Annotated in this window: 18 protein-coding genes and 1 pseudogene; 10 read left to right on the forward strand and 9 right to left on the reverse strand. The window is 69.5% G+C overall.

Annotated features, from left to right (window positions below):
- Positions 1-2: 2 nt before the first annotated feature.
- Positions 3-815 carry an SDR family oxidoreductase gene (locus tag OX89_RS00960; protein ID WP_047349223.1) on the forward strand — a complete coding sequence of 271 codons (813 nt, stop codon included), beginning with the start codon at positions 3-5 and terminating at the stop codon, positions 813-815.
- 73 nt (positions 816-888) lie between these two features.
- Here the strand turns inward: OX89_RS00960 and OX89_RS00965 are convergent, their stop codons facing one another.
- Both OX89_RS00965 and OX89_RS00970 read right to left on the reverse strand, forming a co-directional pair.
- The gene (locus OX89_RS00965; protein WP_047349224.1) at positions 889-1,356 is read right to left on the reverse strand and encodes an RNA-binding protein; all 468 of its coding nucleotides are present in this window, start codon (positions 1,354-1,356) and stop codon (positions 889-891) included.
- Positions 1,357-1,598: 242 nt separating this feature from the next.
- Positions 1,599-1,964: an RNA-binding protein gene (locus tag OX89_RS00970; RefSeq protein WP_011807204.1), complete on the reverse strand. Its 366-nt coding sequence runs from the start codon at positions 1,962-1,964 to the stop codon at positions 1,599-1,601.
- A gap of 477 nt (positions 1,965-2,441) precedes the next feature.
- Here OX89_RS00970 and OX89_RS00975 point away from each other — a divergent pair, with 477 nt between their 5' ends.
- The 8 genes and pseudogenes from OX89_RS00975 to OX89_RS01005 all read left to right on the forward strand — a co-directional run bounded on the left by OX89_RS00975 (position 2,442) and on the right by OX89_RS01005 (position 10,860).
- Entirely contained in the window at positions 2,442-3,020 is a 579-nt protein-coding gene (locus OX89_RS00975; RefSeq protein ID WP_015914689.1) for a TMEM165/GDT1 family protein, read from the forward strand.
- A 136-nt stretch (positions 3,021-3,156) separates the two neighbouring features.
- Positions 3,157-4,296 carry a homoserine O-acetyltransferase gene (locus tag OX89_RS00980; protein ID WP_011807202.1) on the forward strand — a complete coding sequence of 380 codons (1,140 nt, stop codon included), beginning with the start codon at positions 3,157-3,159 and terminating at the stop codon, positions 4,294-4,296.
- Entirely contained in the window at positions 4,293-4,877 is a 585-nt protein-coding gene (gene metW, locus OX89_RS00985) for a methionine biosynthesis protein MetW (RefSeq protein WP_011807201.1), read from the forward strand. Before OX89_RS00980 ends, metW begins: the two co-directional genes overlap by 4 nt.
- A 254-nt stretch (positions 4,878-5,131) precedes the next feature.
- The coding region (locus OX89_RS19305) for a Cache 3/Cache 2 fusion domain-containing protein (RefSeq protein WP_304413779.1) at positions 5,132-6,719 on the forward strand (1,588 nt) is incomplete at its 3' end.
- 1 nt (position 6,720) lies between these two features.
- Positions 6,721-7,155, forward strand: a pseudogene (locus OX89_RS18910) (methyl-accepting chemotaxis protein); the annotation flags it as partial.
- A gap of 81 nt (positions 7,156-7,236) precedes the next feature.
- Positions 7,237-8,424, forward strand: coding sequence for a diguanylate cyclase (locus OX89_RS00995; protein ID WP_047349264.1), 1,188 nt, complete (start codon positions 7,237-7,239; stop codon positions 8,422-8,424).
- 82 nt (positions 8,425-8,506) lie between these two features.
- Entirely contained in the window at positions 8,507-9,970 is a 1,464-nt protein-coding gene (locus tag OX89_RS01000; RefSeq protein WP_047349225.1) for a M20 family metallopeptidase, read from the forward strand.
- A 14-nt stretch (positions 9,971-9,984) separates the two neighbouring features.
- On the forward strand, positions 9,985-10,860 hold the full coding sequence (locus OX89_RS01005; RefSeq protein ID WP_015914684.1) for an alpha/beta hydrolase: 876 nt from the start codon (positions 9,985-9,987) through the stop codon (positions 10,858-10,860).
- A gap of 67 nt (positions 10,861-10,927) precedes the next feature.
- On the opposite strand, the gene OX89_RS01010 is transcribed toward OX89_RS01005, so the two are convergent.
- The 7 genes from OX89_RS01010 to OX89_RS01040 form a co-directional block, all read right to left on the reverse strand.
- Positions 10,928-12,076, reverse strand: a complete 1,149-nt coding sequence (locus OX89_RS01010; protein ID WP_234305465.1) for a sensor domain-containing diguanylate cyclase — start codon at positions 12,074-12,076, stop codon at positions 10,928-10,930.
- A 203-nt stretch (positions 12,077-12,279) separates the two neighbouring features.
- A complete protein-coding gene (locus OX89_RS01015; RefSeq protein ID WP_047349226.1) occupies positions 12,280-13,449 on the reverse strand; it encodes a hypothetical protein in 1,170 nt (389 codons plus the stop codon).
- On the reverse strand, positions 13,446-16,280 hold the full coding sequence (locus OX89_RS01020) for an ATP-binding protein (protein ID WP_047349227.1): 2,835 nt from the start codon (positions 16,278-16,280) through the stop codon (positions 13,446-13,448). Before OX89_RS01020 ends, OX89_RS01015 begins: the two co-directional genes overlap by 4 nt.
- 5 nt (positions 16,281-16,285) lie before the next feature.
- Complete coding sequence (locus OX89_RS01025; RefSeq protein WP_011807193.1) at positions 16,286-17,008, reverse strand: hypothetical protein; 723 nt, start codon at positions 17,006-17,008, stop codon at positions 16,286-16,288.
- A complete protein-coding gene (locus tag OX89_RS01030; RefSeq protein ID WP_047349228.1) occupies positions 17,001-18,428 on the reverse strand; it encodes a hypothetical protein in 1,428 nt (475 codons plus the stop codon). Before OX89_RS01030 ends, OX89_RS01025 begins: the two co-directional genes overlap by 8 nt.
- A complete protein-coding gene (locus OX89_RS01035) occupies positions 18,428-19,156 on the reverse strand; it encodes a 16S rRNA (uracil(1498)-N(3))-methyltransferase (protein WP_047349229.1) in 729 nt (242 codons plus the stop codon). Before OX89_RS01035 ends, OX89_RS01030 begins: the two co-directional genes overlap by 1 nt.
- A gap of 67 nt (positions 19,157-19,223) precedes the next feature.
- Positions 19,224-20,357 carry an aminoglycoside phosphotransferase family protein gene (locus OX89_RS01040; protein ID WP_047349230.1) on the reverse strand — a complete coding sequence of 378 codons (1,134 nt, stop codon included), beginning with the start codon at positions 20,355-20,357 and terminating at the stop codon, positions 19,224-19,226.
- A gap of 86 nt (positions 20,358-20,443) precedes the next feature.
- Between OX89_RS01040 and OX89_RS01045 the strand changes: the two genes are divergently transcribed.
- Positions 20,444-22,897, forward strand: a complete 2,454-nt coding sequence (locus OX89_RS01045; RefSeq protein WP_047349231.1) for an LPS-assembly protein LptD — start codon at positions 20,444-20,446, stop codon at positions 22,895-22,897.
- Positions 22,898-22,917 lie beyond the last annotated feature (20 nt).

A 22,917-nucleotide genomic window follows, 5' to 3' on the forward strand; every position in this document is an offset into this window, starting at 1 on the left:
AGATGTCACGTTCGGCTCCGCAAGACCGCCCGCTGGTGTTGATCACTGGAGCCTCCAGCGGCATCGGCCAGGCGCTGGCCGAGCGCTACCACCGGGCAGGGTGGCGGTTGGCCCTTGTGGCGCGGCGCGTGGATGTGATCGAATCTTGGGCTAGGGCAGTAGGGATAAGCGCGAACAGCTATGAAATATATAGCGCAGATGTAGCGCGGCCTGACAGCGTCATCGCGGCGTGCCACGCTTGTCTGGAGCGTCAAGGGGTGCCCGATGTGGTGGTGGCCAACGCGGGAATCAGCGTCGGGGTGGACACGGCGCAGCGCGGCGACCTCGATGTCATGGCGCAGACCTTTGCGACCAACAACCTGGGCATGGCGGCCACCTTTCATCCGTTCATCGATGCGATGGTCCGCCGCGGCAGCGGCCGGCTGGTGGGAATCGGCAGCGTGGCGGGTATCCGGGGCCTCCCCGGCCATGGAGCTTATTGCGCGAGCAAGGCGGCGGTGATCAGCTACTGCGAGAGCCTGCGGGGGGAGTTGCGCGGCACCGGCGTGCAGGTGGTGACGATCTGCCCGGGCTATGTGGATACGCCGCTGACGCGGGAGAACCGGTATGCCATGCCCTTCCTGTTGCCGCCGCAGGCTTTTGCGGACCGCGCGTTCCGTGCCATCGAGGCGGGGGCGACATACCGGGTGATTCCCTGGCAGATGGGCGTAGTGGCCAAACTGCTGCGCATATTGCCGGATGCGTGGTTCGACCGGCTGCTGGCGGGACGGCCACGCAAGCATCGCGCGGGGCAGGGCCGATCTTCCAATCCCTGAGGCCTGGAAGGACAAAAGGCTCCCGAGGGAGCCTTGTGATGGTGGAGCGCGCTTTTACCCGCGCCTGCCAAAATCAATATCCGTTGTTGCCGCCACCGCCGTAGCCGCCACGGCCACCGCCGCCGCCACGTGGACCGGAGCCGTAGGGACTGCGAAAGCCGCCTTCGCTGCGGCCACCACCGCCGCCGCCGTAGCCGCCACCACCGCCGTAGCCGCCACCACCGCCACTGCGGCCGCCGCCGTAGCCGCCACCCCCACCAAAGCCGCCGCCACCGCTGCGGGGGGGGCGCGCTTCCATGGGACGGGCTTCATTCACGACAATGCTGCGGCCGCCGAGGGACTGGCCGTTCATGCCATTGATGGCTTCCTGGGCCTCGGCATCGCTGCCCATTTCCACGAAGCCAAAGCCTTTGGAGCGGCCGGTGTCGCGCTCCATCATGACCTTGGCGCTGGTCACCGCACCGAACTGGCTGAAGGCTTGCTCCAGATCTTGGTCACGCACCGAGTACGGCAGATTGCCGACGTACAGTTTGTTGCCCATTAAGGGACTCCTCAAAAACAATGGAATGAGCGACGGAGTCCCGAACCCGCAGCCAGTTAATCACAATGACGCCCTATGCGCGAAAACTGACGGATCACCGCAACCTCTACGAGGCAATAGCCTCGTCAAAACATTATGCGCCAGAACCTTTGTAAAGATGCAAGGGGTTTTCAACGCACGTGTCGTCAATCTGACGCAAAAAAAAGGAGCCCTAAGGCTCCTTTTTTTGACTCAGCGGAATATCAATAGCTGGAGCGGCCGCCACCGTAGCCGCCGCCATAACCACCGCCACCGCCGCTGCGGCCACCGCCGTAGCCACCACCGCCACCAAAGCCGCCGCCGCTGCGGGGCGGGCGGGGTTCCATCGGACGGGCTTCGTTGACCACGAGGTCGCGGCCGCCGTAGTTCTGGCCATGCGCGCCGTGGATGGCGGCCTGGGCTTCAGCGTCGCTGCCCATTTCGACAAAGCCGAAACCTTTGGAGCGGCCGGTGTCGCGCTCCATCATGACCTTGGCGCTTTGCACGGCGCCGAATTGGCTGAAGGTCTGCTCCAGATCCTGGTCGCGGAAGGTATAGGGCAGGTTGCCCACGTAGAGTTTGTTGCCCATGATCGGACTCCTAGAAAAAACATGAAATGCGATGGAGCCCGACGCAATCAACAAACCTGTGACGACTTCAAAGACGCGAAACTGACCAGACACCGCAGCGTGCACTTCCGCATGGCAGAACTGCAGGGCCATTATCAAGCATTGCCATAACCCCAAGGATGTCGTAATTGCGCGCCTGCAACACTTTCCAGGGTAACTACTGTGTCTAGCTGGGCAAAAAGGTGCCTTCTTCCGCTGGATACAATCCTCCGCTGTCTTTGGGGAGTAGCCTGCCCCGCGCTAGTCCGCTGCGACTGCGACGCGAGAGGATGCATGCATCAACAGACTTGGGGCCCTTGGGCGCCATGGTGCATGGGACCCGCTGCCACAGCGGGTCGGGCGAGACCATTGACCGCGTACCGATCCATCAGGCCGGAGTCGGGGCGTGGTCAATGCTGTCCGATGTACTTCCGGCCGGAAATCTATTACGACCGCCCCATGGAAGCCTTCCTCGTCTCCACCGCCATCGTCACCCTTGCCGAGATGGGTGACAAGACCCAGCTGCTGTCGCTGGTGCTCGCCGCACGCTTTCGCAAGCCCTGGCCCATCGTGCTGGGCATTTTCGTGGCCACGCTGGCCAACCACGCGCTGGCAGGCGCGGTGGGGTCGTGGGTGACTACCGTGCTGGGGCCGCAGGTGCTGCGCTGGGTGCTGGGTCTTTCCTTCATTGCCATGGCGGTGTGGATGCTGATTCCCGACAAGCTGGACGACGACGGTGACGGTGCGGCGCCGCGCTTCGGCGTGTTCGGCACGACGCTGGTGGCGTTCTTCCTGGCCGAGATGGGCGACAAGACGCAGGTCGCCACCGTCATGCTGGCTGCGCAGTACAGCGCCTACTTCTGGGTCGTGGCGGGTACTACGCTGGGCATGATGCTGGCCAATGCGCCCGTGGTCTGGCTGGGGGATCGTCTGGTGAAGAAGGTGCCGATCCGCGTGGTGCATCTGGTGTCTGCGTTGATCTTCCTGGTCTTGGGCCTGCTGGCGCTGTTTGCGGGAGATGCGACGCCTTTGGCATAATGGCCCGCAGACGCGCCGATTTGCACCGCTTGCGGGCGCTTTACAAATCCAGCTAAAGACGTGACCGATCGACACGCCTGCCACCCCAGCACGCACCCGGACCCGGCCTCGTTGTTTAGCGAAGCCGGGTTTTTTCATGTCGTTCATCGCCACACCGCAAACCATGCACTTCGCCGAGCCCCTGCCGCTGCAGTCGGGGGCCTCGATCCGCGACTACACCTTGGCCTACGAGACCTACGGCACGCTCAACGCCGACCGCTCCAACGCCGTACTGGTATGCCATGCGCTCAATGCCTCGCACCACGTCGCAGGCAGCTACGCAGGCCAGCCCAGGAGCGAGGGCTGGTGGGACAACATGATTGGGCCGGGCAAGTCTGTCGACACCAACCAGTTCTTCGTCATCGGCGTCAACAACCTGGGCTCGTGCTTCGGGTCCACGGGGCCCATGCACCGCCACCCGGACACGGGCGAGGTCTACGGTGCGGACTTCCCCGTCGTCACAGTGGAGGACTGGGTCGATGCGCAGGCGCGCCTGCTGGACCGCCTGGGCATCGCGCAACTGGCAGCGGTAATGGGCGGCAGCCTGGGCGGCATGCAAGCGCTTTCCTGGACGCTGCAGTACCCCGAACGTATGCGCCACGCCGTGGTCGTGGCCAGCGCCCCCAACCTCACGGCCGAGAACATCGCCTTCAACGAAGTGGCGCGCCGGGCCATCGTCACTGACCCGGACTTTCACGGCGGGCACTTCTACCGCCACGGCGTGATCCCCAAGCGCGGGCTGCGCATCGCGCGCATGATCGGCCACATCACCTACCTGAGCGACGACGTGATGAACGAGAAGTTCGGGCGCCAGTTGCGCGAGGGCATGGACCTGAAATACAGCACGCAGGACATCGAGTTCCAGATCGAGAGCTACCTGCGCTACCAGGGCGACAAGTTCAGCGACTATTTCGACGCCAACACCTACCTGCTCATCACGCGTGCGCTCGACTACTTCGACCCCGCGCGCCAGCATGGCGGCAATCTGGCGCAGGCGCTGGCCGTGGCGCGTGCCAAGTTCCTGCTGGTGAGTTTCACCACCGACTGGCGCTTCTCGCCCCAGCGCAGCCGCGAGATCGTGCACGCGCTGCTGGAAAACCGCCGCGACGTGAGCTACGCCGAGATCGACGCCCCGCACGGGCATGATGCATTTTTGCTCGATGATCCGCGCTACATGGGCGTGGTGCGCTCTTATTTCGATGGTATTGCCAAGGGGCTGCAGGGAGGACAACCATGAGCGACCACGCCACCATGCAAGCCATTGCGCGCCTGGTGCCCGAAGGCGCGCGCGTGCTCGACCTGGGGTGCGGTGATGGCGCGATGCTGGACTACCTGCAGCGCGAACGCGGCTGCAGCGGCTATGGCATCGAGATCGCCGACGCCAACGTGCTCGCCTGCGTGCGCCGCGGCGTGAACGTGATCCAGCTCAACCTCGACGAGGGGCTGGCGATGTTCGGCGATAACAGCTTCGACGTGGTGCTGCAGATCGATACGCTGCAGCACCTGCGCAATGCCGAGGTGATGCTGCGCGAGACTGCGCGCGTGGGCAAGAGCGGCATCGTCGCCTTCCCCAATTTCGCACACTGGCCCAACCGCGTGTCGGTGCTGCGCGGGCGCATGCCCGTCACCCGGCGCCTGCCCTACCAGTGGTACGACACGCCCAACATCCGCGTGGGCACGTTCAAGGACTTCGAGGTGCTGGCGCACAAGAACAAGCTGCGCATCCTGGACGCCTTCGGCCTTCAGGACGGGCGCGAGGTGCGCTGGCTGCCCAATGCGCGTGCGGGCACGGCAGTGTTCCGTTTCGAGCACGACTGATCGCACCGTCCAGCCCGGCGCGCAGGGGACATTTCTCGCCGGCGGGGTTTTGCTATTATAATTGTAGCTTTTAGCGCTTGATGGATAAGCGCTAGAGGCCAAAATTCCTCTGTTCCCGATGCCGGGCCTCTGGGCGGGATGCGTGGTACGTGAGACCGCGTAAGGGATATTGTGAATGGATGTAACGGCAGGCCTGCCGTAGATTTCCAGACAGACCGGGACGACCCGGCGCACCCCTTTTTCTGGAGACATGCATGGCCGCCGTTTCGCTTGCCCACCATTCCGTTGCCCGCCGGGTCACGCTGACCGCCCTGGGGCTTGTGGCCCTGGTGCTGGTGGGCGTGGGGCTGGCCCTGGCGGTTCTGACCGAAAGCAGCACGCGGGCGCAGTTGGTGCAGAGCATTGGCGGCACCACCCAGGCCGTCGCCCATTCGCTGGATGCGGCGGACAACACCAACCGTGAGCTGGTCCAGGCCACCATGCGCGGCTTTCGCCGCTACTTCGAGGCCACCATGCAACTCGACGAGGGCGCGGGGGAGCTGCGCAGCTTCGGCGCGCTGGTCAACGAGGACTACAGCGCGGTGGACAAGTTCGCCAACGAGACCGGCGGCGTGGCCACCGTGTTTGCGCGCAAGGGGGACGACTTCGTGCGCATCACCACCTCAGTGAAAGATGCGCAAGGTCAGCGCCAGCAGGGCACGCCGCTGGACCGAGCCGATCCTGCCTACGCGGCAGTCGTCAAGGGCGAGCCCTACACCGGCATCACCGTGGTCGCAGGCAAGCCCTACATGGGCCACTACCTGCCGGTCAAGGACACGGCGGGCAAGGTGGTGGCGCTGCTGTTCATCGGCAATGACGTCAGCATCTTCCACGCCATGCTGCAAAAGCAGGTGGAGCAGACGCGCTTTTTCGAGCACGGCGGCGTGTACGTGATCAACCCCGGCGCCGGGCTGGAGCAGGCCAGCTTCGTGTACCACCCCACGGCGCGGGGCCAGCGGGTGCTGGAGGCCTTCCCCCAGTCACGGGCCTTCTTCGAGGCGTTGGTGGCTGCGCCAGAGGGCTTCGTGCGCGACGCGGCGGCGGTGTATTCGCCCGGCGCGCAGGACCCTTGGGCGCTGCTGCGCAAGACACAGGGCGGATGGTGGGTGGTTGCCGAGGTGCCGGACGCCGAGGCCATGGCCGGCCAGCGCCACGTCACCTGGGCCGTGTGGGGATTGATGGCATTGGCCGTCGGCTTGCTGGGCGTGGGTCTGTTCGTGATGCTGCGCCGCGGCGTCAGCCAGCCGCTGACCGGGCTCACGCAGGCCATCACGCTCGTCGCGCAAGGCGACCTGACGCAGAGCTTCGAGACCACGCGGCGCGACGAGATCGGCACGCTGGTGCGGGAAGTGGAAGGCATGCGCCTGCGCTACGTGCAGATGCTGCAAGAGGTGCGCACGGCTGTGGACAGCATCGACACCGCCAGCGCCGAGATCGCCAGCGGCAACCAGGACCTGTCGGCACGCACGGAGGCCACTGCCGGCAGCCTGGCGCAGACGGCGCAGAGCATGGACCAGCTCACGGCCACCGTGCGCCAGTCCGCCGATGCGGCCCACCAGGCCAACCAGCTCGCGGCCTCCGCCGCGCAGGTGGCGGCCCGCGGCGGGCAGGTGGTGGGCGAGGTGGTGACCACCATGGACGACATCAACCAGAGCTCGCGCAAGATCGCCGACATCATCGGCGTGATCGACGGCATTGCCTTCCAGACCAACATCCTGGCGCTGAACGCCGCCGTGGAGGCTGCACGCGCCGGCGAACAGGGCCGCGGCTTTGCCGTGGTGGCGGGCGAGGTGCGCAGCCTGGNGGCCGCAGCGCCGAGGCGGCGCGCGAGATCAAGCAGCTCATCCAGGCCTCGGTGGAGAAGGTGGAGACGGGCGCGCGCCTCGTGCAGGACGCCGGCAGCACCATGGGCGAGATCGTGGGCAGCGTGCAGCGCGTGGGCGACATCATTGGCGAGATCACGGCCGCAGCGTCTGAGCAGGCCGGCGGCATTGGCCAGGTCAACCAGGCCGTGGGCCAGCTGGACCAGATGACGCAGCAGAACGCCGCGCTGGTGGAGGAGTCCGCCGCCGCCGCGCACAGCCTGCGCGAGCAGGCGGCGCGCCTGGCCGCGGCCGTGCAGGTGTTCAGGCTGGGGCCGGCCCTGGGCGACGCGTCCCTGATTGCGGCACCTGCGCATGCACCCGCGCCAATGGCTGAGGTGGCCGACCTGCGCGTGGGGGCCCTCGCGCTTACCTGAGTGCGGGCCCCGCCGGGGGCGGGGCGGTTATCCTCGCGCGCTGCACGCATGGCCCGGGGCGCGCCCGCCCTTGCCGTTTCCATGCCATTCCTCGATGTGCCCACCATGCTGCTGATGACCGCGGCGGCTTCCCTCACCATGGCGGCATCCCTGGGCGCGGTGCGGCCGGGGCGCCGCGAGGGCATCAGCCTGTGGGCGCTGGGGCTGATGATGCACACCTCCACGTACGTGCTGTACGCCCTGCGCGGCCTGGTGTCCGACTGGGCCAGCATCGTCCTGGCCAACACGCTGCTGTCGGGCACGTTCGCCATGGTGCTGGCGGCCGTGCACCAGTTCCAGGGGCGGGCGTTGCCGTGGCGCCGCATGGCGGTGCCGGTTGCGGCGACAGCGCTGTTGTTTGCGTTCTTCATTGACGACTACCGCGCACGCATCGTCACCGCGGGCGTGGTGCCGCCGCTGCAGCTGGGCATGGTGCTGTGGTCCCTGTGGCGCGAGCGGCCGGCTGCGTCCCTGCGCGGCGCGACGCTGCTCAGCGTGGGCCTGGTGATGGAGGTACTGCTGCTGGGGGTGCGCGGAATGCTCGCCGCCACGCGCGACATACCGGCCGAGGGGCTGATGCAGGGCAACGCCATGCAGTCCATCACCTTCATGGCGGCCTTCGTGGTGGTGATCCTGAGTTCGCTGGGCTTCATCCTCATGGGCAAGGACCGCTCCGATGCCGACAACCGCTATTTCGCCGCGCACGATGCGCTCACGGGGCTGGTCAACCGCCGTTCGCTCATCATGGCGCTGGAGCGCGATGTGGCCCGCGCCGTGCGCCTGCGCGAGCCTTACGCGGTGATGCTGGTGGACATCGATCACTTCAAGTTCGTCAACGACAGCCATGGCCACCTGGCGGGCGACAGCGTGCTGCGCCATGTGGCGGACCTGCTGCGCACGCGCCTGCGGGCGCAGGACCTGGTGGGTCGCTACGGGGGTGAAGAATTCATGGTCCTGTTGCCGCACACCCCGCTCGGCGGGGCCCTGGAGCTTGCCGAGACGCTGCGCCGCGCCGTGGAGCGCTTGCCCTGTGTGGGCGGCGGCAAGGAGATACCGGTGACCGTGAGCATCGGCGTGTGCGGCGGGCCCCTGCAGCCCGCGGACGGCTGGGACAGGCTCGTTCAGGGGGCCGACGAGGCGCTGTATGCAGCCAAGCTCGCCGGGCGCAACCGGGTGGAGTCCACGGCGCTGGCGGCACCGTGCCCCGCGCCCGTACCGGCGGTGGACTAATAGGGCGCCGTGCAGATCGCCGTCGCCGGGCGGCGGGTGTTGGCGTATCCTGCGCCTTTTGCGCACCGACAGAGGTTCTGCCATGAACGACCGCCTGCCCGCCGCCGCCCTGGATGCCGCACTCGCGCTGGAACGCGTGGGGCGGGTGTGGGACGAAGACATCCTGCGGCAGCTCACCGACTACATCCGCATCCCCGCCAAGTCGCCGGGCTTTGCGCCCGACTGGCGCGAACAGGGCCACCTGGAGACCGTGCTGCGCAATGCCGCGCACTGGGTCGAGGCGCAAAAGGTGGCCGGCCTGCAACTGGAGATCGTGCGCCTGCCGGGGCGCACGCCGGTACTGTTCTTCGAGGTGGCGGCCACCCAGCCGCGATCCACGCAGACCGTGCTGATGTACGGCCACCTGGACAAGCAGCCCGAATTCGAGGGCTGGCGCAGCGACCTGGGCCCGTGGACACCCAAGTACGAGGACGGCAAGCTCTACGGCCGGGGCGGCGCCGACGACGGCTACGCGGTCTACGCCAGCGTGGCCGCGGTGCAGGAGCTCAAGCGCCAGAACGTGCCGCACCCGCGCATCGTGGGCCTGATCGAGACCTGCGAGGAGAGCGGCTCCGCCGACCTGCTGCCTTACATCGACGCGCTGAAGACCCGCCTGGGCGACGTGGCCCTGGTGATCTGCCTGGACTCGGGCGCGGGCAACTACGACCAGCTGTGGCTCACCACCAGCCTGCGCGGCATGGCCAGCGGCACGCTCAAGGTCCAGATCCTCACCGAGGGGGTGCACTCGGGCGACTCATCGGGTCTGGTGCCGTCGTCGTTTCGCATCATGCGCCAGGTGCTCGACCGGCTGGAGGACTCGGCCACGGGCCGCCTGTTGCCTGCGCACTTCCACTGCGAGGTGCCACCCGACCGCCTGGCGCAGGCGCGGGCCACCGCCGCCATCCTGGGCGAGGAGGTCTACAAGCGTTTCCCCTGGGCGCATGCCGATTGCGGTGGCAGCACGGTGTTTGCCCTGCCCACCACCACCGACCCGGTACAGGCGCTGCTCAAGCGCACCTGGGAGCCCACGCTCAGCGTGACGGGGGCCGAGGGCTTCCCCGCCCTCCAGGATGCGGGCAACGTGCTGCGCCCCTACACGGCCTTCAAGCTGTCGTTGCGCCTGCCGCCGCTGGTGGACGCCGCCGCCTGCCTGCAGGAGATGAAGGCCGTGCTGGAGGACAACGCACCCTACCAGGCCAAGGTCACCTTCGCCCCCGATGGCGCGGCCAGCGGCTGGAACGCCCCGGCCATCACGCCGTGGTTCGAGCAGGCGCTCAACGCCGCGAGCCAGGCGCACTTCGGCGCGCCTTGCGGCTACATCGGCCAGGGCGGCACGATTCCGCTCATGAACATGCTGAGCCGCGGTTTCCCGACGGCGCAGATGATGGTCTGCGGCGTGCTCGGCCCCAAGAGCAACGCCCACGGCCCCAACGAGTTCCTGCACGTGCCCTACGCCAAGAAGCTCACCGCGGCCGTGGCGCAGGTGATCGCCAGCATGCCGGCCTGAAAACGCGCACGGCCATGCAGGAACTGAGCGAACCCACGCTGCGCCCCTTCACCGCCAGCGACGGCGAGAACCTCGCCGTACAGGACTGGCCGCTGCCCGCGCAGGAGCGCCGCGGCGCCGTGCTGCTGGTGCACGGCCTGGGCGAGCACGCGGGGCGCTACGAGGCCCTGGCCCAGCGCCTGAACGGCTGGGGCTTCAGCGTGCGCGGCTACGACCACTACGGCCACGGCGACTCCGGCGGGCCGCGAGGCGGCCTCACCAGCGACCTGCGCCTGCTGGCCGACCTGGCGGACCTGGTGGACGCCACACGCACGCGGCTGCGGCCCGGCGAGCCGCTGGTGCTGCTGGGCCACAGCATGGGCGGGCTGGTGGCGGCGAGCTTCGTGGCGCGGGGCGTGCGCCCCGTGGATGCGCTGGTGCTCTCGTCGCCCGCGCTGGCCACTTTCATGAACCCGCTGCAAAAGCTGCTGCTGGCCACGCTGCCCCGGCTGGTGCCCAACCTGCGCGTGGGCAACGGCCTGAACCCTGAACACCTGTCGCACGACCCGGCCGTGGTGGCCGCCTACCGGGCCGACCGGCGTTGCCACGACCGCATCAGCGCGCGGTTGGCTCGCTTCATTGCCGATGCCGGCCCCGCCACGCTGGCGCGCGCCGCGCGCTGGACGGTTCCTACGCTGCTGCTGTGGGGCGAGGACGACCGCATCGTCAATCCCGCGGGCAGCCGTGCCTTCGCGGCAGCGGCGCCCCCGGCCGTGGTGCATGCCCAGGGTTTTGCAGGGCTGTACCACGAGATCTTCAACGAGCGCGACGCGGCGCCCGTGTTCGCGCAATTGGAATCGTGGCTGGAGCAGCGCTGCCCGGTGCGCCGGGCGCAGCCCGTGGCGGCTTGAGCCAAATCGGCCTGCGGCGCTTGTGTAGCAAGCGCTAGCAGCTACTTTTTTAGGAGCAAACCCGCCCTCAGTGCGCGAGCAGCACGCGGTTGCGCCCCAGGCGCTTGGCGCCGTAGAGGGCCGCGTCCGCGCGCTGCAGCAGCGCGGCGGTGCTCTCGCCGTGGGCCAGTTCCGCCAGCCCGACCGACACCGTCAGAGACAGCTGCATGCCGCCTGGCAGGGCCACGGGCGTGGCGGCCACGGTGGCGCGCACGCGCTCCAGCAGACGCGTGCCGTCCGCCGGGTGGGTATTGGCCATGAGCAGCAGGAACTCCTCGCCGCCCCAGCGCGCCAGGAGGTCGCTGGCCCGCACGCAGCCGTGCACCGTCTGCGCGAACGACTGCAGCGCTACGTCGCCGGCCGCATGGCCGTGCGTGTCGTTCACCGCCTTGAAATGGTCCAGGTCCAGCTGCGCCAGCAGCAGGGGCTGCCGGCTGCGCTGCGCGCGCGCATGCTCCAGCCGCATCATCTCCAGCATGTAGCGGCGGTTGGGCAGGCCTGTGAGCTCGTCGCGGACGGCCAGTTCGCGGATCTGCTCCACGGCGGCGGCCAGCTCGCGCTGTTGGCTGCGCAGGCGGGCCCGCGCGCTGTGCACGCGCGTGGTGAGAAAGGTGCTGCTGGCCAGCACCACCGCGATCATGACCAGGTAGGCCGCCGACAGCGCCGGGGGCTGGCTGTCGGGCGATAGCCAAGCCGGATGCCACCACTGCACCACGGCGCCCGCTGCACCAAAGGCCACCAGCCCGTAGAGCGCCACGCCCACCATCTGGCGGGGGGTGAGCCCGAAGACGCCGAACATCATGATGACCGCGAGAATGGGCGGCGCAATGCCGCGCGCGGGGCCGGCGATCACATAGGCCGCCGCGTTGCAGGCAATCGCATAGACGATCTGGAACAGCGTGAGCGACGGGTCGGCAAAGCGCCGGCTGGCGCCGCTGCGGATGAGCACGAACACCGTGGTGATGCCCGCGCCGCACGCCAGGGTCCACCAGTACACCGGCACGGGATAGGTCAGGCCGGCGGCGGCCACCAGGTGCATCGCCCCGATGCAGCCCAGCATCAGCAGCGCCGACACCCCCGCCATGGCCAGGCGGATGCGCTGATGGGGATCGGTCGTGATGAGTGCATCCAGCGTCCGCTGGGCAAGGCCGCGGCGGCCCGTGGCCTCCTGGTTCACGCAAGCTCCTTTTCTCAGAGGCGCGGGGCTGCGGACCGCGCACGCTGTGTGCACTGTAAGCGGCCCGCGCGCGGTCTGAGAATAGGTAGTTGCCGTGAGCTGGAGGTCTGGCCTGCCAGGGGGCGATGAGTTGTCCCGATGCCCTGTCGTGGGACTGCGTTGACGGGCGGTACCGGCCGCTGTGCAGTGCGGCGCCGGTTGCGCTACAGCCAGAATTCCTGCTCAGCTTTGTGGCCTTGGGTTTGCAACGCGGTGCACAGGGTGCGCAGCGTGGCTGGCAGGTCGGGGTCGGCCTGCAGGCGCTGCAGCCAGGCATGGTCGTGTGCGCTCAGCGGGAGGCGCGGGGCCGCGCCCCAGTCTTGCGGCTGCATGCGGTGGGCCTGCCAAGGCAGGCCCACCGCATGCCACAGCGCACCTGCGGCCAGCGCGATGGCCACGCCCGCGGGGTCAGGGTCGCAGCTCACATCGGCTGGTGCGGGGGCTTGCTGTAGCAGCCACTGCATCGCCTCCCGCCAGCTCTGCGGCGGCTGGCCGGGCAGCCAGACCACGCAAGTGCCGGGCGCGGCCGCCAGTGCCTGGCGCTCGAAGCTTGCACGGTTCTCGATCAGCCAGTAGCGGCGGGGCGCCCGCACCCGAGCCGGCGCGCCAAACAGACGCGTGGGCAGGCCGCACAGGCCGGCAGCCGCCACATCGATGCAGCCCCCGGGCGTATTCAGAGTGAGCGAGCCGCCCAGCCACAACAGCGGCGCGAAGCGGGCGATGCCCAGCGCTTCCAGCGGCACATGGGCTTGCAGCCATTTCCATTCAGTCGGGGTGATGGCCTTGGTGGTGCCGCGCGCGTGCTGGGCGAAATCCTGGCGCAACCCGAAGCGCTGGTCGGCCTGCCAACTGGCCAAGGCTTGCAGCAACTGCAGGCGCGCCTGGCGCAGCGTCTCGCCCTGGCGGCTGTCCAGACAGTGGCGCACAGCGCTTTCTAGCCAGGGCTCCTGCTCGCCCAGGGCCTGCAGTTGTGCTGCCAACTGCTGGCGAGCGCTCTCGCGGGTGGCTGCGCTGCGCAGGCCCACGGCCTCCTGCAGCACGGCCACATCGCTCCACACGATGCGTTCGACGCGCCACTGGGCGTGGATGAAGCGTTCCTTGGTGCGCAGCGCACCGGCATGCAGCAGCAGATCCAGGAGACCCTCGGCCAGCTCCAGCCGCTGCGCGCCCGCAATGTCCAACAGGGACTGCCATTGGCGTTCTGCCGCGTCGGCGCGCAGCCAGTCGCACAAAAGGGCCTGTTGGGCGGGGCGCAACGTTGGCAGGCTCGTCCACGGTGCGCCGTGCCGCGTACGGCGACTGTGCCCGTTGGGTTGCGTGCGCAGGGCGGTCATGCGCTGAGGGGTTTGAGCTCCGGCACGCCGCGCCGCTTGGCCACGGCGATGGGCGGCGCCCAGCGGCTGCCGGCGGGCTTCTTGCTGGTCACGAGGGTGATCTCGGCGGGCTCGAACACCTCCAGGTTGTGCGTGATCGGCGTGGTCAGCACGTACTGCGCGCGCGTGCTGCGCAGGAAGTGGCCCACGAGCTGGATGTTGCGCACGTCCAGGTGGGCGAAGGGCTCGTCGATGAAGACGAAGCCGCCCGAGCCGCTTTCCTCGTCTTTCAGCAGGCCCACCAGCAGGATCAGCGACTTGATGACCTGCTGCCCGCCCGAGGCCTCGCCGTCGTTCAGCCCGATGCTGCCCTTGCCGTCGAAGGCGAAATGCACCTTCAGGCCCGCCTGGGCGAGCACGGTGTCGTCGTTCTCCAGCAGGGGGAGGTCGGCCGCCACTTCCACACCGGCCAGCTGGCCCAGCTCCTGGATGTTCTTGCGGTAGCGGCGCACCGTGCTGCGCAGCACCTCGATGTAGCTCTCGCGCGCGTTCAGCACCGCCGTGGCGGCCTGGGCGTTCTTGACCTGGTGGTCCGACAGGCTGGCCGCCTGCTCGCGCACCGTCACGTCCATGCGGCGGTGGCGTTCTTCCACGGTGGCGTCCTGCTCCCAGGTGCCTTGCTCCAGTTCCTGCTCCACGGCATGCAGGCGCAGCTTGGCCTGGGTGTCGTTCACGTATTCGTCGACCAGCGCGCCCATGGCGGCGGGCGTGATCCAGCGCGCCGGGAACTGCGCACGCTGGGCCTGGCTGCGGGCCACGGCCCCTTGTTGCTGGCGGCGGCGCGCGCTCCACTCCTGCGCGGCGCGCTCGCTGTCGCCGCGCGCGCGCTGCAGCTGCGCCTCCAGGCGCTTGTGCTCCTCATTGAAGGCGCGGTGGCGGTCGTGGGCGCGGGTGGATTCCTGCTCCAGGCGCTGCCACAGCTGGGCCGCGGCCACGCGCGCCTGCTTGGCGGCGGGCAACTGCTCGCGCGCCTGGCCAAACTCGTCGCTGCGGCGCGCCAGCTCCTCGGCGGCGCTGTGGCCTTCCAGGGCGCGGCGGGTGTCGGTGATCTGGCGCTTGAGGGCCATGAGCTGGTCCAGCACGGGTGCCAGCTGCGCATCGATGCGGGCCAGGTCGCGCTCGGCCGCGCTGCGGCGTGCCTGCACGGCGCTGGCGCCGAACTGGTGCTCATGCGCCTCCACCCACATGGAGCGCGCGCCGCGCCCGTCGTGCATGTAGGCCTGGGGCGTGATCCAGGTGCCGCCCAGCTTCTTGCCCTCGCGCGGGTCGGCCACGCAGCGCAGGTTCTGCAGTTGCTGCACCAGCCAGCGCGGCACGGGCGCGGTGAAGCGCACATGCTCCAGCAGCGTGCCGCTCTCGCCCTTCAGCGCCACGCTGCCCGGCTCGACGATGTAGTGGCGGTAGCGCTCGCGCTCGCCCAGCTCCCAGGCCTCGGTCAGATCGTCCGCCTGGTCCAGCAGCACCACCCAGCGGTGGCCGCGCAGCACACCCTCGATGGCGGCGCGCCAGCGCTCGTCCTGCACTTCCACGGTTTCGGCGACGAAGCGGTGGCCGATGCCGGCGTTGGCCAGTTGTTTGCGAAAGCGCAGCACCTCGGGCGGCAGCGGCGGCAGGCTCTGGCCTTCGAGTGCGGCGAGCTGCGCGGCGGCCAGCTTGCGCCGCTGGGTGAGTTGGCTGCGCTCGTCCTGCAGGGCCGATTCCTGGTCCTGCAACTGGGCCAGGTGGGCCTGCAATTCGTCGGCATTGCTGCCCTTGTCCACCAGCGCCAGCAGCTCCTGCTCGCGCTGGGCCAGCTTTTCCAGCGGGGCCTCGTGGCGTGTGGCCTCGTCCAGCTGCGTGCGCGCCTGGTCGCGCTCTGCGCGCAGCTGCTCGGCTTGCTGTTGCGCGCGCGTGCCTTCCTCCAGCAGGTGCAGCAGGCGCTTGTTCTGCACCGCCTGCTCCGCCAGGGCCGCGCGGTGCTGGGCCTTCTGGCGGCGCAGCTCGCGCGACTGTTTGGTGAGCTGCTCGCGCTCGCCCCACCAGCCGAGCACGGGCAGCACCTCGGTGGCCAGGCGCTCGCGCTCGGCCAGGCGCATCTGCCAGGTCTTGTAGCTGGTCACGCGGTTGTGCAGTTCGGAGAGCTGCGCGCGGCTGTGGTCCAGCTCGCGCTCGGCCTGCGCCATCTCGCGCGCCAGCTGCTGCTGGTGCTCGCGCGCCTGGTCGTAGGCGTCCAGCACCTGCTGGTCGCCGAACACGTCGAACACCAGGCGCAGCAGCTCGCGCGGGCTGAATTCGCACAGCCGGTCGGTCTGGCCCTGCTCCAGCGAGAGCACGCGCGCAATCGCCGGCGACAGGCCGGCGGCGGCCAGCACGCGGCCCCAGGCCTCCACGCCCATGAAGCCCAGGTCCTTCTCGGGCATGTCCAGCAGCTGCTCGATGGAGACATCGCCCTCCACCAGGCAGTAGCGGCGCTGCCAGTCGCCCCCGTTCTTGTCGATACGGCAGGCCAGCGTGACCTGGTCGCTGTAGAGCAGGCGGCGCGCAAACGGGCGGCTGGAGCTTTGCCGGCCCTGCGGCCGGTTGTCCACCACGGCGCGCAGCCAGGCAGTCTGCGCGCCGGCGTGGCGCGCATAGGTGCGGTAGTCGCGCGGGGCCGAGCAGCGCAGGCCCAGCAGGGTGCGCATGGCGTCCAGCAGCGTGGTCTTGCCCGAGCCGTTGGGCCCCGCAATCGTGATGATGGAGCCGTCCAGCGGCAGCGACACGCGCTGGCAGTAGTCCCAGTGAACGAGTTCCAGGGTTTGCAGGTGGAACATGGCGGTCAGTTCTCCTGCACCGTGGATGCTTCGTTATTCATAGCTGCTGGCGCTTGCTGTTCGGGCGTTAGAGGCTGATTTGGCTCGGATTCCGGCGCAGCCGCGCGCTCGCGCAGCAGTACGTCGGCCAGCGCGCCGTCCAGGATGCGCGGGGCGAGCACGTCGTAGTCCAGCAGCACGTCCAGCAGCGGCCCCTCGGCGATCTCGTCCTGGCGGCGCAGGATGAAGCCGTGGCGCTCCAGCAGCTTGAGGTTGGCGTCCAGGCGCAGCTTCTTGCCCAGCTGCGGGCCATAGTCCTCCAGCAGCGCCTTGTACGACAGCACGGGGCTGGCCACGCTGGCCTGGGGCAGGGGCTTGGCACCGGGGAAAAAGTCGTTCTGCCCCGCGTCGGCCTCCTGCACGCGGCTGGTCTGGCGCTCGCGCTTGGGCAACACGATGAGCGCCCACAGCACGATGAGCAGCGCCTGCGCGTCGCGCGGCAGCTCCAGGTTGTTGTTGGCGTTCAGGCCGGACTCGCCCATCACCCCGTTCTGCGCGGCGCTCAAGAGGGCCACGCTCACGTGGTCGGCGTAGATGCTGTCCATCCAGCGCAGGCCGGATTGGGCCAGGCGTTGCTCCACCTGGGCAAAGAGTTCGGCATCGACCAGCGCGCGCTTCACACGCGGGTGGCTGCGGGGCAGCCAGCGGCGCGTGAGCAGCTCGGCGATCAGCAGGGCGGCGTCATCCATTCTTCACTTCCTCGGTGCCCTGGGGGCTGTCGGGTTCGGCCGGCACCAGCCGGCCACGGCTGAGCAGCTCCACCTGGTGGTGGTCCAGCGGCTCGGCCTGCGGCTGCCATTCGATGCGCCACGGCTGGCGCGCCAGCTCGCCCGTCAGGCCCGGCAGCACGGCGGCCTGCGGATCGCCCAGCAGGGGCATGAGCTGGGCCTTGTAGGCCAGCTGCGCGTAACGCGTGGCGCCGGGGCGCGGGCCCAGCAGGGCCTCGGCCGCGGTGCGGGCGGCATCGGCATGGCCGCCGTCGCGGGCCCATTCGGCGAGCAGCGCATTCAGGTCGCCCAGCTCGCGCGGCAGGGCCACGGCGGTCAGCGTGCCGGCGGGCGCGCTCTGCGCGTTGGGCAGGGCCTCGGCCAGCGCGGGCTGGGGGCGGTCGCGTTCGAACTCGGCCTCCACCACGTCCAGCAGCTCGTGCGGGGCCAGCGTGGCCAGTTGCGTGGGCAGGGCCACGGCGCCGTCCAGCAGGCGGTGCAGCTGCGGCGCGGCCTGCAGCCAGCGCTTCACGTCGGTGCTGGTGATGCCGGTGGTGCCCAGCGTCACGCGCTGGCGGTCCACCTGCTGCAGCGCACGGTTGAACTGGCTGGCCATGGCCAGCAGGCGCGACTGCGCCTGGCCCAGGCCGCGCGCCGCGCGCTCCAGCAGCAGGTGGCCGTGGCTGTTGCCGATGATGGCGGTGATGGCGTCGGAGGCGCGGTCGATGAGCTGGGCTGCGCGGTCGTAGCGCTTGCGCGCCTCGCGCAGGCGGAACTCGGAGCCGCTGGCGATGGCGTCGGCAAACTCGCCGTGCAGGCGCGCCAGTTGCGCCTGCAGCAGCTGCACCTGGCCGGCATCCACGCTGCCCAGCTGGTTGGCGCCCACCACTTGGCCCAGCAGGGCGGCCAGTTCGCCGCCGTCGGCGTTGTCGTCTTCGGGCGCGGGGCTGGTCAGCGGTGCCAGCAGGCCGGCCACGCGCTGGGCCAGCGCGGGCAGGTGGTAGCTGCGCTGGGTCTCGTCCCAGGCCAGCAGGCCCACGTCGCGCAGGCGCTTGAGCACCGTCTCCAGCGCTTCGGGGCGCAGCGCGTGAAAGAGTTCGTCGATGCGTTCGCGCGGTAGTTGCGCGTCGCCCTGCGCCGCCAGCTGCAGGAACACCCACACGCGCAGCTGCACCAGCGCCGCGGGGCCGTGGAACAGGCCGCTCAGCGCCTGCGTGAGCGGCTGCTGGCGCGACAGGTGCCACAGCAGCGGGGAGTCCTGCGCGGTATCGTCAAAACTGTAGGCGTCGCGAAAGAAATCCGCGATGGCGCCCATGCCTAGGCCCATGCCTGCGCCCACGCCGTTGTCCAGCGCGTCATCGCCGACCTGTGGCGCCAGGTCGTCCGGGGCCAGTGCGCGCATCAGGCCAGCCCCAGCAGCGCCAGTGCCGCCACCGAGGCAGTTTCCGCCCGCAGCACGCGCGCGCCCAGGCTGGCCGGCGCAAAGCCCTGGGCCAGCGCGGCGTCTTCCTCCTGCGCGGTCAGGCCGCCCTCGGGGCCGTGCAGCACCCAGACGGCGCCGCCCTGGGCCGCGGCTTCCCGCAGCGGGCAGCTGCCGCTGCGCAGCGACAGCAGCAGGCGCGCCGCGTCCGGCGCGAGTGCGTCGGCAGGGGGCTGGCGCAGCCAGTCGGCCAGGGACAGCGGCGCGTGCACGGAGGGCACGCGGTTGCGCCCGCATTGCTCGCAGGCCGCCACGGCAATCGCCTGCCAGTGCTGCTGGCGCTTGGCGGCGCGCTCGCCGGACAGCTTGAGCACGCTGCGTGCCGCGGCAATCGGCTGGATGCTCGCGGCACCCAGCTCGGTGGCCTTTTCCACCAGCCAGTCCATGCGCTCGTTGGCGGGCATGCCCACCACCAGGTGCACGGCGCGCGCGGCCTCGCGCTCCACGGCGCTGTGGCTGCCGACCTGCACCTGCACATCGCTGCGGCCCATGTGGGTGACGGTGGCGCTCCACTCGCCGCCCTCGCCGTTGAACAGCGTGACCGCGTCGCCCGGCTGCAGGCGCAGCACCTGCACATGGCGCGCGGCCGTCGGCGGCAGCGTGAGCTGCGCATCAGCGGCCAGGGGCAGGGGGCAGTGAAAACGGGGCATATCTTTCAAAAATAGTAGCTGCCAGCGCTTGGTGGACAAGCGCTGGAGGTTGATTTGGCTTGTAAACCTACACGCGCCCGAAGGCGTAGCCCATGGCGGCCTGGGTGCCTTCCAGTTCGTCCACCAGCCGCAGCAGCGGCGACAGCTCGCGGTAGCGGCCGGCCGTCTGGCGGATGTAGGCGATGAAGCGCGGTGCGTCGGCCAGGTACTTGGGCTTGCCGTCGCGCAGCGTCAGGCGCGCGAAGATGCCGGCCACCTTCAGGTGGCGCTGCAGCGCCATGAAGTCCACCGCGCGGTAGAAGTCGCCGAAGTCCGCACCCCAACCGCTGCCGCTCGCGGCGCCGAGAATGCCCGCACGGCGGGCCTTCTCCCAGTAACGCACGGTAATGTCGATGACGAAGTCTTCTTCCCAGCTGATGAAGGCGTCGCGCATCAGGCTGGCGATGTCATAGGTCACGGGGCCGTAGACCGCGTCCTGGAAGTCCAGCACGCCCAGGCGCTCGTCCGCACCCACCATCAGGTTGCGCATCATGAAGTCGCGGTGCACGTACACGCTGGGGGCCGCCAGGTTCTGCGCCACGATGGCGTCGAAGGCGCGGGCCAGCGTGGTTTGCTGAGCGTCGGTCAGCGTGGCCTGGCGGTGGCGGGCGATGTACCAGTCGGGAAAGAGCTGCAGCTCGCGGCGCAGCAGCGGCTCGTCGTAGGCCGGCAGCACGCCGGGGCGCGAGGCGCGCTGCCAGTCGATGAGCAGGTCCACGGCCTGCAGGTACCAGGCGTGCGCGGCGGCCGGGTTGGCAGGGTCCAGGCGTTCGATGACCGTCTGCGCGCCCAGGTCGGACAGCAGCATGAAGCCGTGCGCTTCGTCCCAGGCCAGGATCTGCGGCACGCGCAGGCCGGCGGCCTGCAGCAGCGCCTGCACCTGCACGAACGGGCGGCAGTCTTCCTTGTCGGGCGGCGCGTCCATGACGATGCGGCTGGTGCCATCAACGGCGTCCAGGCGCAGGTAGCGGCGAAAGCTCGCGTCCGCGGACGCCGGGCGCAGGGACTCGCGCCGCAACTGGAGCGAGGCGGCCAGCGGGGCCAGCCAGGCGTTGAAGGCTGCCTGGCGGGCCGGGTCGGTCCAGTGCACGGCGCCCGTATGCACGGCGCCCGTGGCCGGCTCGGATGTGCCCGCCGGAGTGGGGGAAGAGGGGTGGCTCATGGATAATCGGATTCTACAAACCCGGCCTTCCCCGGCGGGGTGGCCCGCGGTGCCCGTGCCTAGCGGCCCGCCGTCCGTCGCAATCCATGGATCGTCTCCCCTTGCCCCACGCCCTGCACGTCCCGACGCACCGCCCATTCGCCGCGCCCCTGCCTCCGCGCCGCATGCTGGCGCGGCTGGCGGCCCTGATGCTGTGCGGCGTGCCACTGGCCGTGCTGGCCCAGGCACAGCCGTCCCAAGATGCTGCGCCGGCCGAGCCACCGCCGGCGCTGCGCTCCAGCCCGCGCTTGCAGGAGGTGCTGCCCTACGGCATCCGCCAGCAACTGCCGGTGTTCGTGCGCGGAGACCGCGTGACGGGCCAACCGGACATCCAGGCCACGATCGAGGGCAACGCCGAGCTGCGCCGCGGCGACACGGTGGTGCATGCCGACCGCATGCAATACGACGTGGCCGATGACCGCGCGCGCGCCAGCGGCAACGTGCTCATCAACCGCGCGGGCAACCGGTATGAAGGCTCGCAGCTGGACCTGCGCGTGGAGGCCTTCACCGGCTTCTTCAGCGACGCGCGCTACCGCTTCCTGGAGACCGCGGCGCATGGCCAGGCCTCGCGCGTGGACTTCCTCGACCGCGACCGTTCCGTGGTGCACAACGCCACCTACACCACCTGCGAGCGCACCGACGAGGCCAGTTGGCAGCCCGACTGGATCCTGCGCGCCGAGCGCATCCACCTGGACCGCGTGGAGGACGTGGGCACGGCCGAGAATGGCGTGCTGGAGTTCAAGGGCGTGCCGGTGCTGCCGATTCCGCGCATCACCTTCCCGCTGTCGGACCGGCGCAAGTCCGGCCTGCTGCCGCCCACGCTCGGGCTGGACAGCGTCAGCGGCTTCGAGTACGCGCAGCCGTACTACTGGAACATCGCGCCCAACCGCGACGCCACCATCACGCCTACGGTCATGACGCGGCGCGGCGTGGCCCTGGGCACGGAGTTCCGCTACCTGGAGCCGCGCTACAGCGGCGAGCTGACGGCCGACTACATGCCCAATGACCGGCTGCGCGACCGCGACCGCTGGGCCTACGGCATCAAGCACCGCGCTACCTTTGATACGCCCGCAGGCGGCGTGGGACTGGGCATCGACATCAAGCGCGTGAGCGACGACAACTACTGGCGCGATTTTTCCCAGCGCAACAGTGGCCGCAGCGGCGTGAACGACCAGCTCACCCAGCGCCTGCTGCCGGGCGACGCGACGCTGAACTGGGCGCGCGGCGAGCATTCGCTGCTGCTGCGCACCCTCAAGTGGCAAACGCTGCAGGACGTGAACGCGCCCATCATCCCGCCCTACGACCGCATGCCGCAGCTGCGCTGGGAGTACCGGCCGCTGCAGCTGGCCGGCGGGCTGGATGCGAGTGTCGAGGCCGACTACACCAGCTTTCACGCCGACCGCGCCTACACCGGCCAGCCCAACGCCAAGCGCAGCTACACCATGGCGCAGGTCAGCCGGCCGTTCCTGGCGCCGGCGGGTTTCATCACACCGCGCGTGCAGCTGCACAGCACGCACTACGAGTTCGATGCGCCGCTGGCCAACGGCCAGCGCACCGCCAGCCGCACGCTGCCCACGTTCAGCCTGGACAGCGGCCTGGTGTTCGAGCGCGACGCCCGCTATTTCGGCCGCGACTTCCTGCAGACCCTGGAGCCGCGCGCCTTCTATACCTACACCCCGTACCGCGACCAGCGCCTGCTGCCGATCTACGACACCGCGGTGAACGACTTCAACTTCGCGTCGATCTACACCGAGAACGCCTTTGGCGGACAGGACCGGCTGGCCGACAACAACCTGCTCACGCTGGGCGTGACCACGCGCCTGCTCGACCCCGACACCGGCGCCGAGGCCGCGCGCTTCGGCGTGGCACAGCGCGTGCGCTTTTCCGACCAGGAAGTCACCATGCCCGGCGGCTCGCCGGTGAACGAGCGGCTGTCGGACGTGCTGCTGGGCGCGGGCATCAACTGGACGCCGCAGTGGGGCTTCGACTCCACGGTGCAATACAACCCCAAGACCGGCCGGTCCCTGCGCACCACGGTGGGGGCGCGCTATTCGCCCGGCAACTACCGCACGGTGAGCGCGGCCTACCGCATGCAGAAGGTCACCGGCCTGATCACCGAGCCCAGCGAGCAGATCGACGTGGGCTGGCAGTGGCCGCTCAACGACCTGTGGGGCGACCGCGGCGACAAGCCCTCCTCTGCCGGGGGGCGTTGGTATAGCGTGGGGCGGCTGAACTACAGCCTGCAGGACCGCAAACTGGTGGACACCGTGGTGGGCCTGGAGTACGAGAGCTGCTGCTGGATCGGCCGCGTGGTGCTGGAGCGCCTGCAGCGCAGCGTCACGTCCTCCAACACCCGGCTCATGTTCCAGATCGAATTCATCGGCTTCTCGCGCCTGTCGCTGGGCTCCAACCCGCTGTCCAGCCTCAAGCAGAATGTGCCGCGCTACCAGTTCCTGCGCGAAAGCGTGTCCACCCCCAGCCGCTTCACCCAGTACGATTGATCGCCTTGCGCGCCGCCCCG

The sequence above is a fragment of the Diaphorobacter sp. J5-51 genome, from assembly GCF_001023515.1.
Classification (GTDB): Bacteria; Pseudomonadota; Gammaproteobacteria; order Burkholderiales; family Burkholderiaceae_C; genus Diaphorobacter; species Diaphorobacter nitroreducens.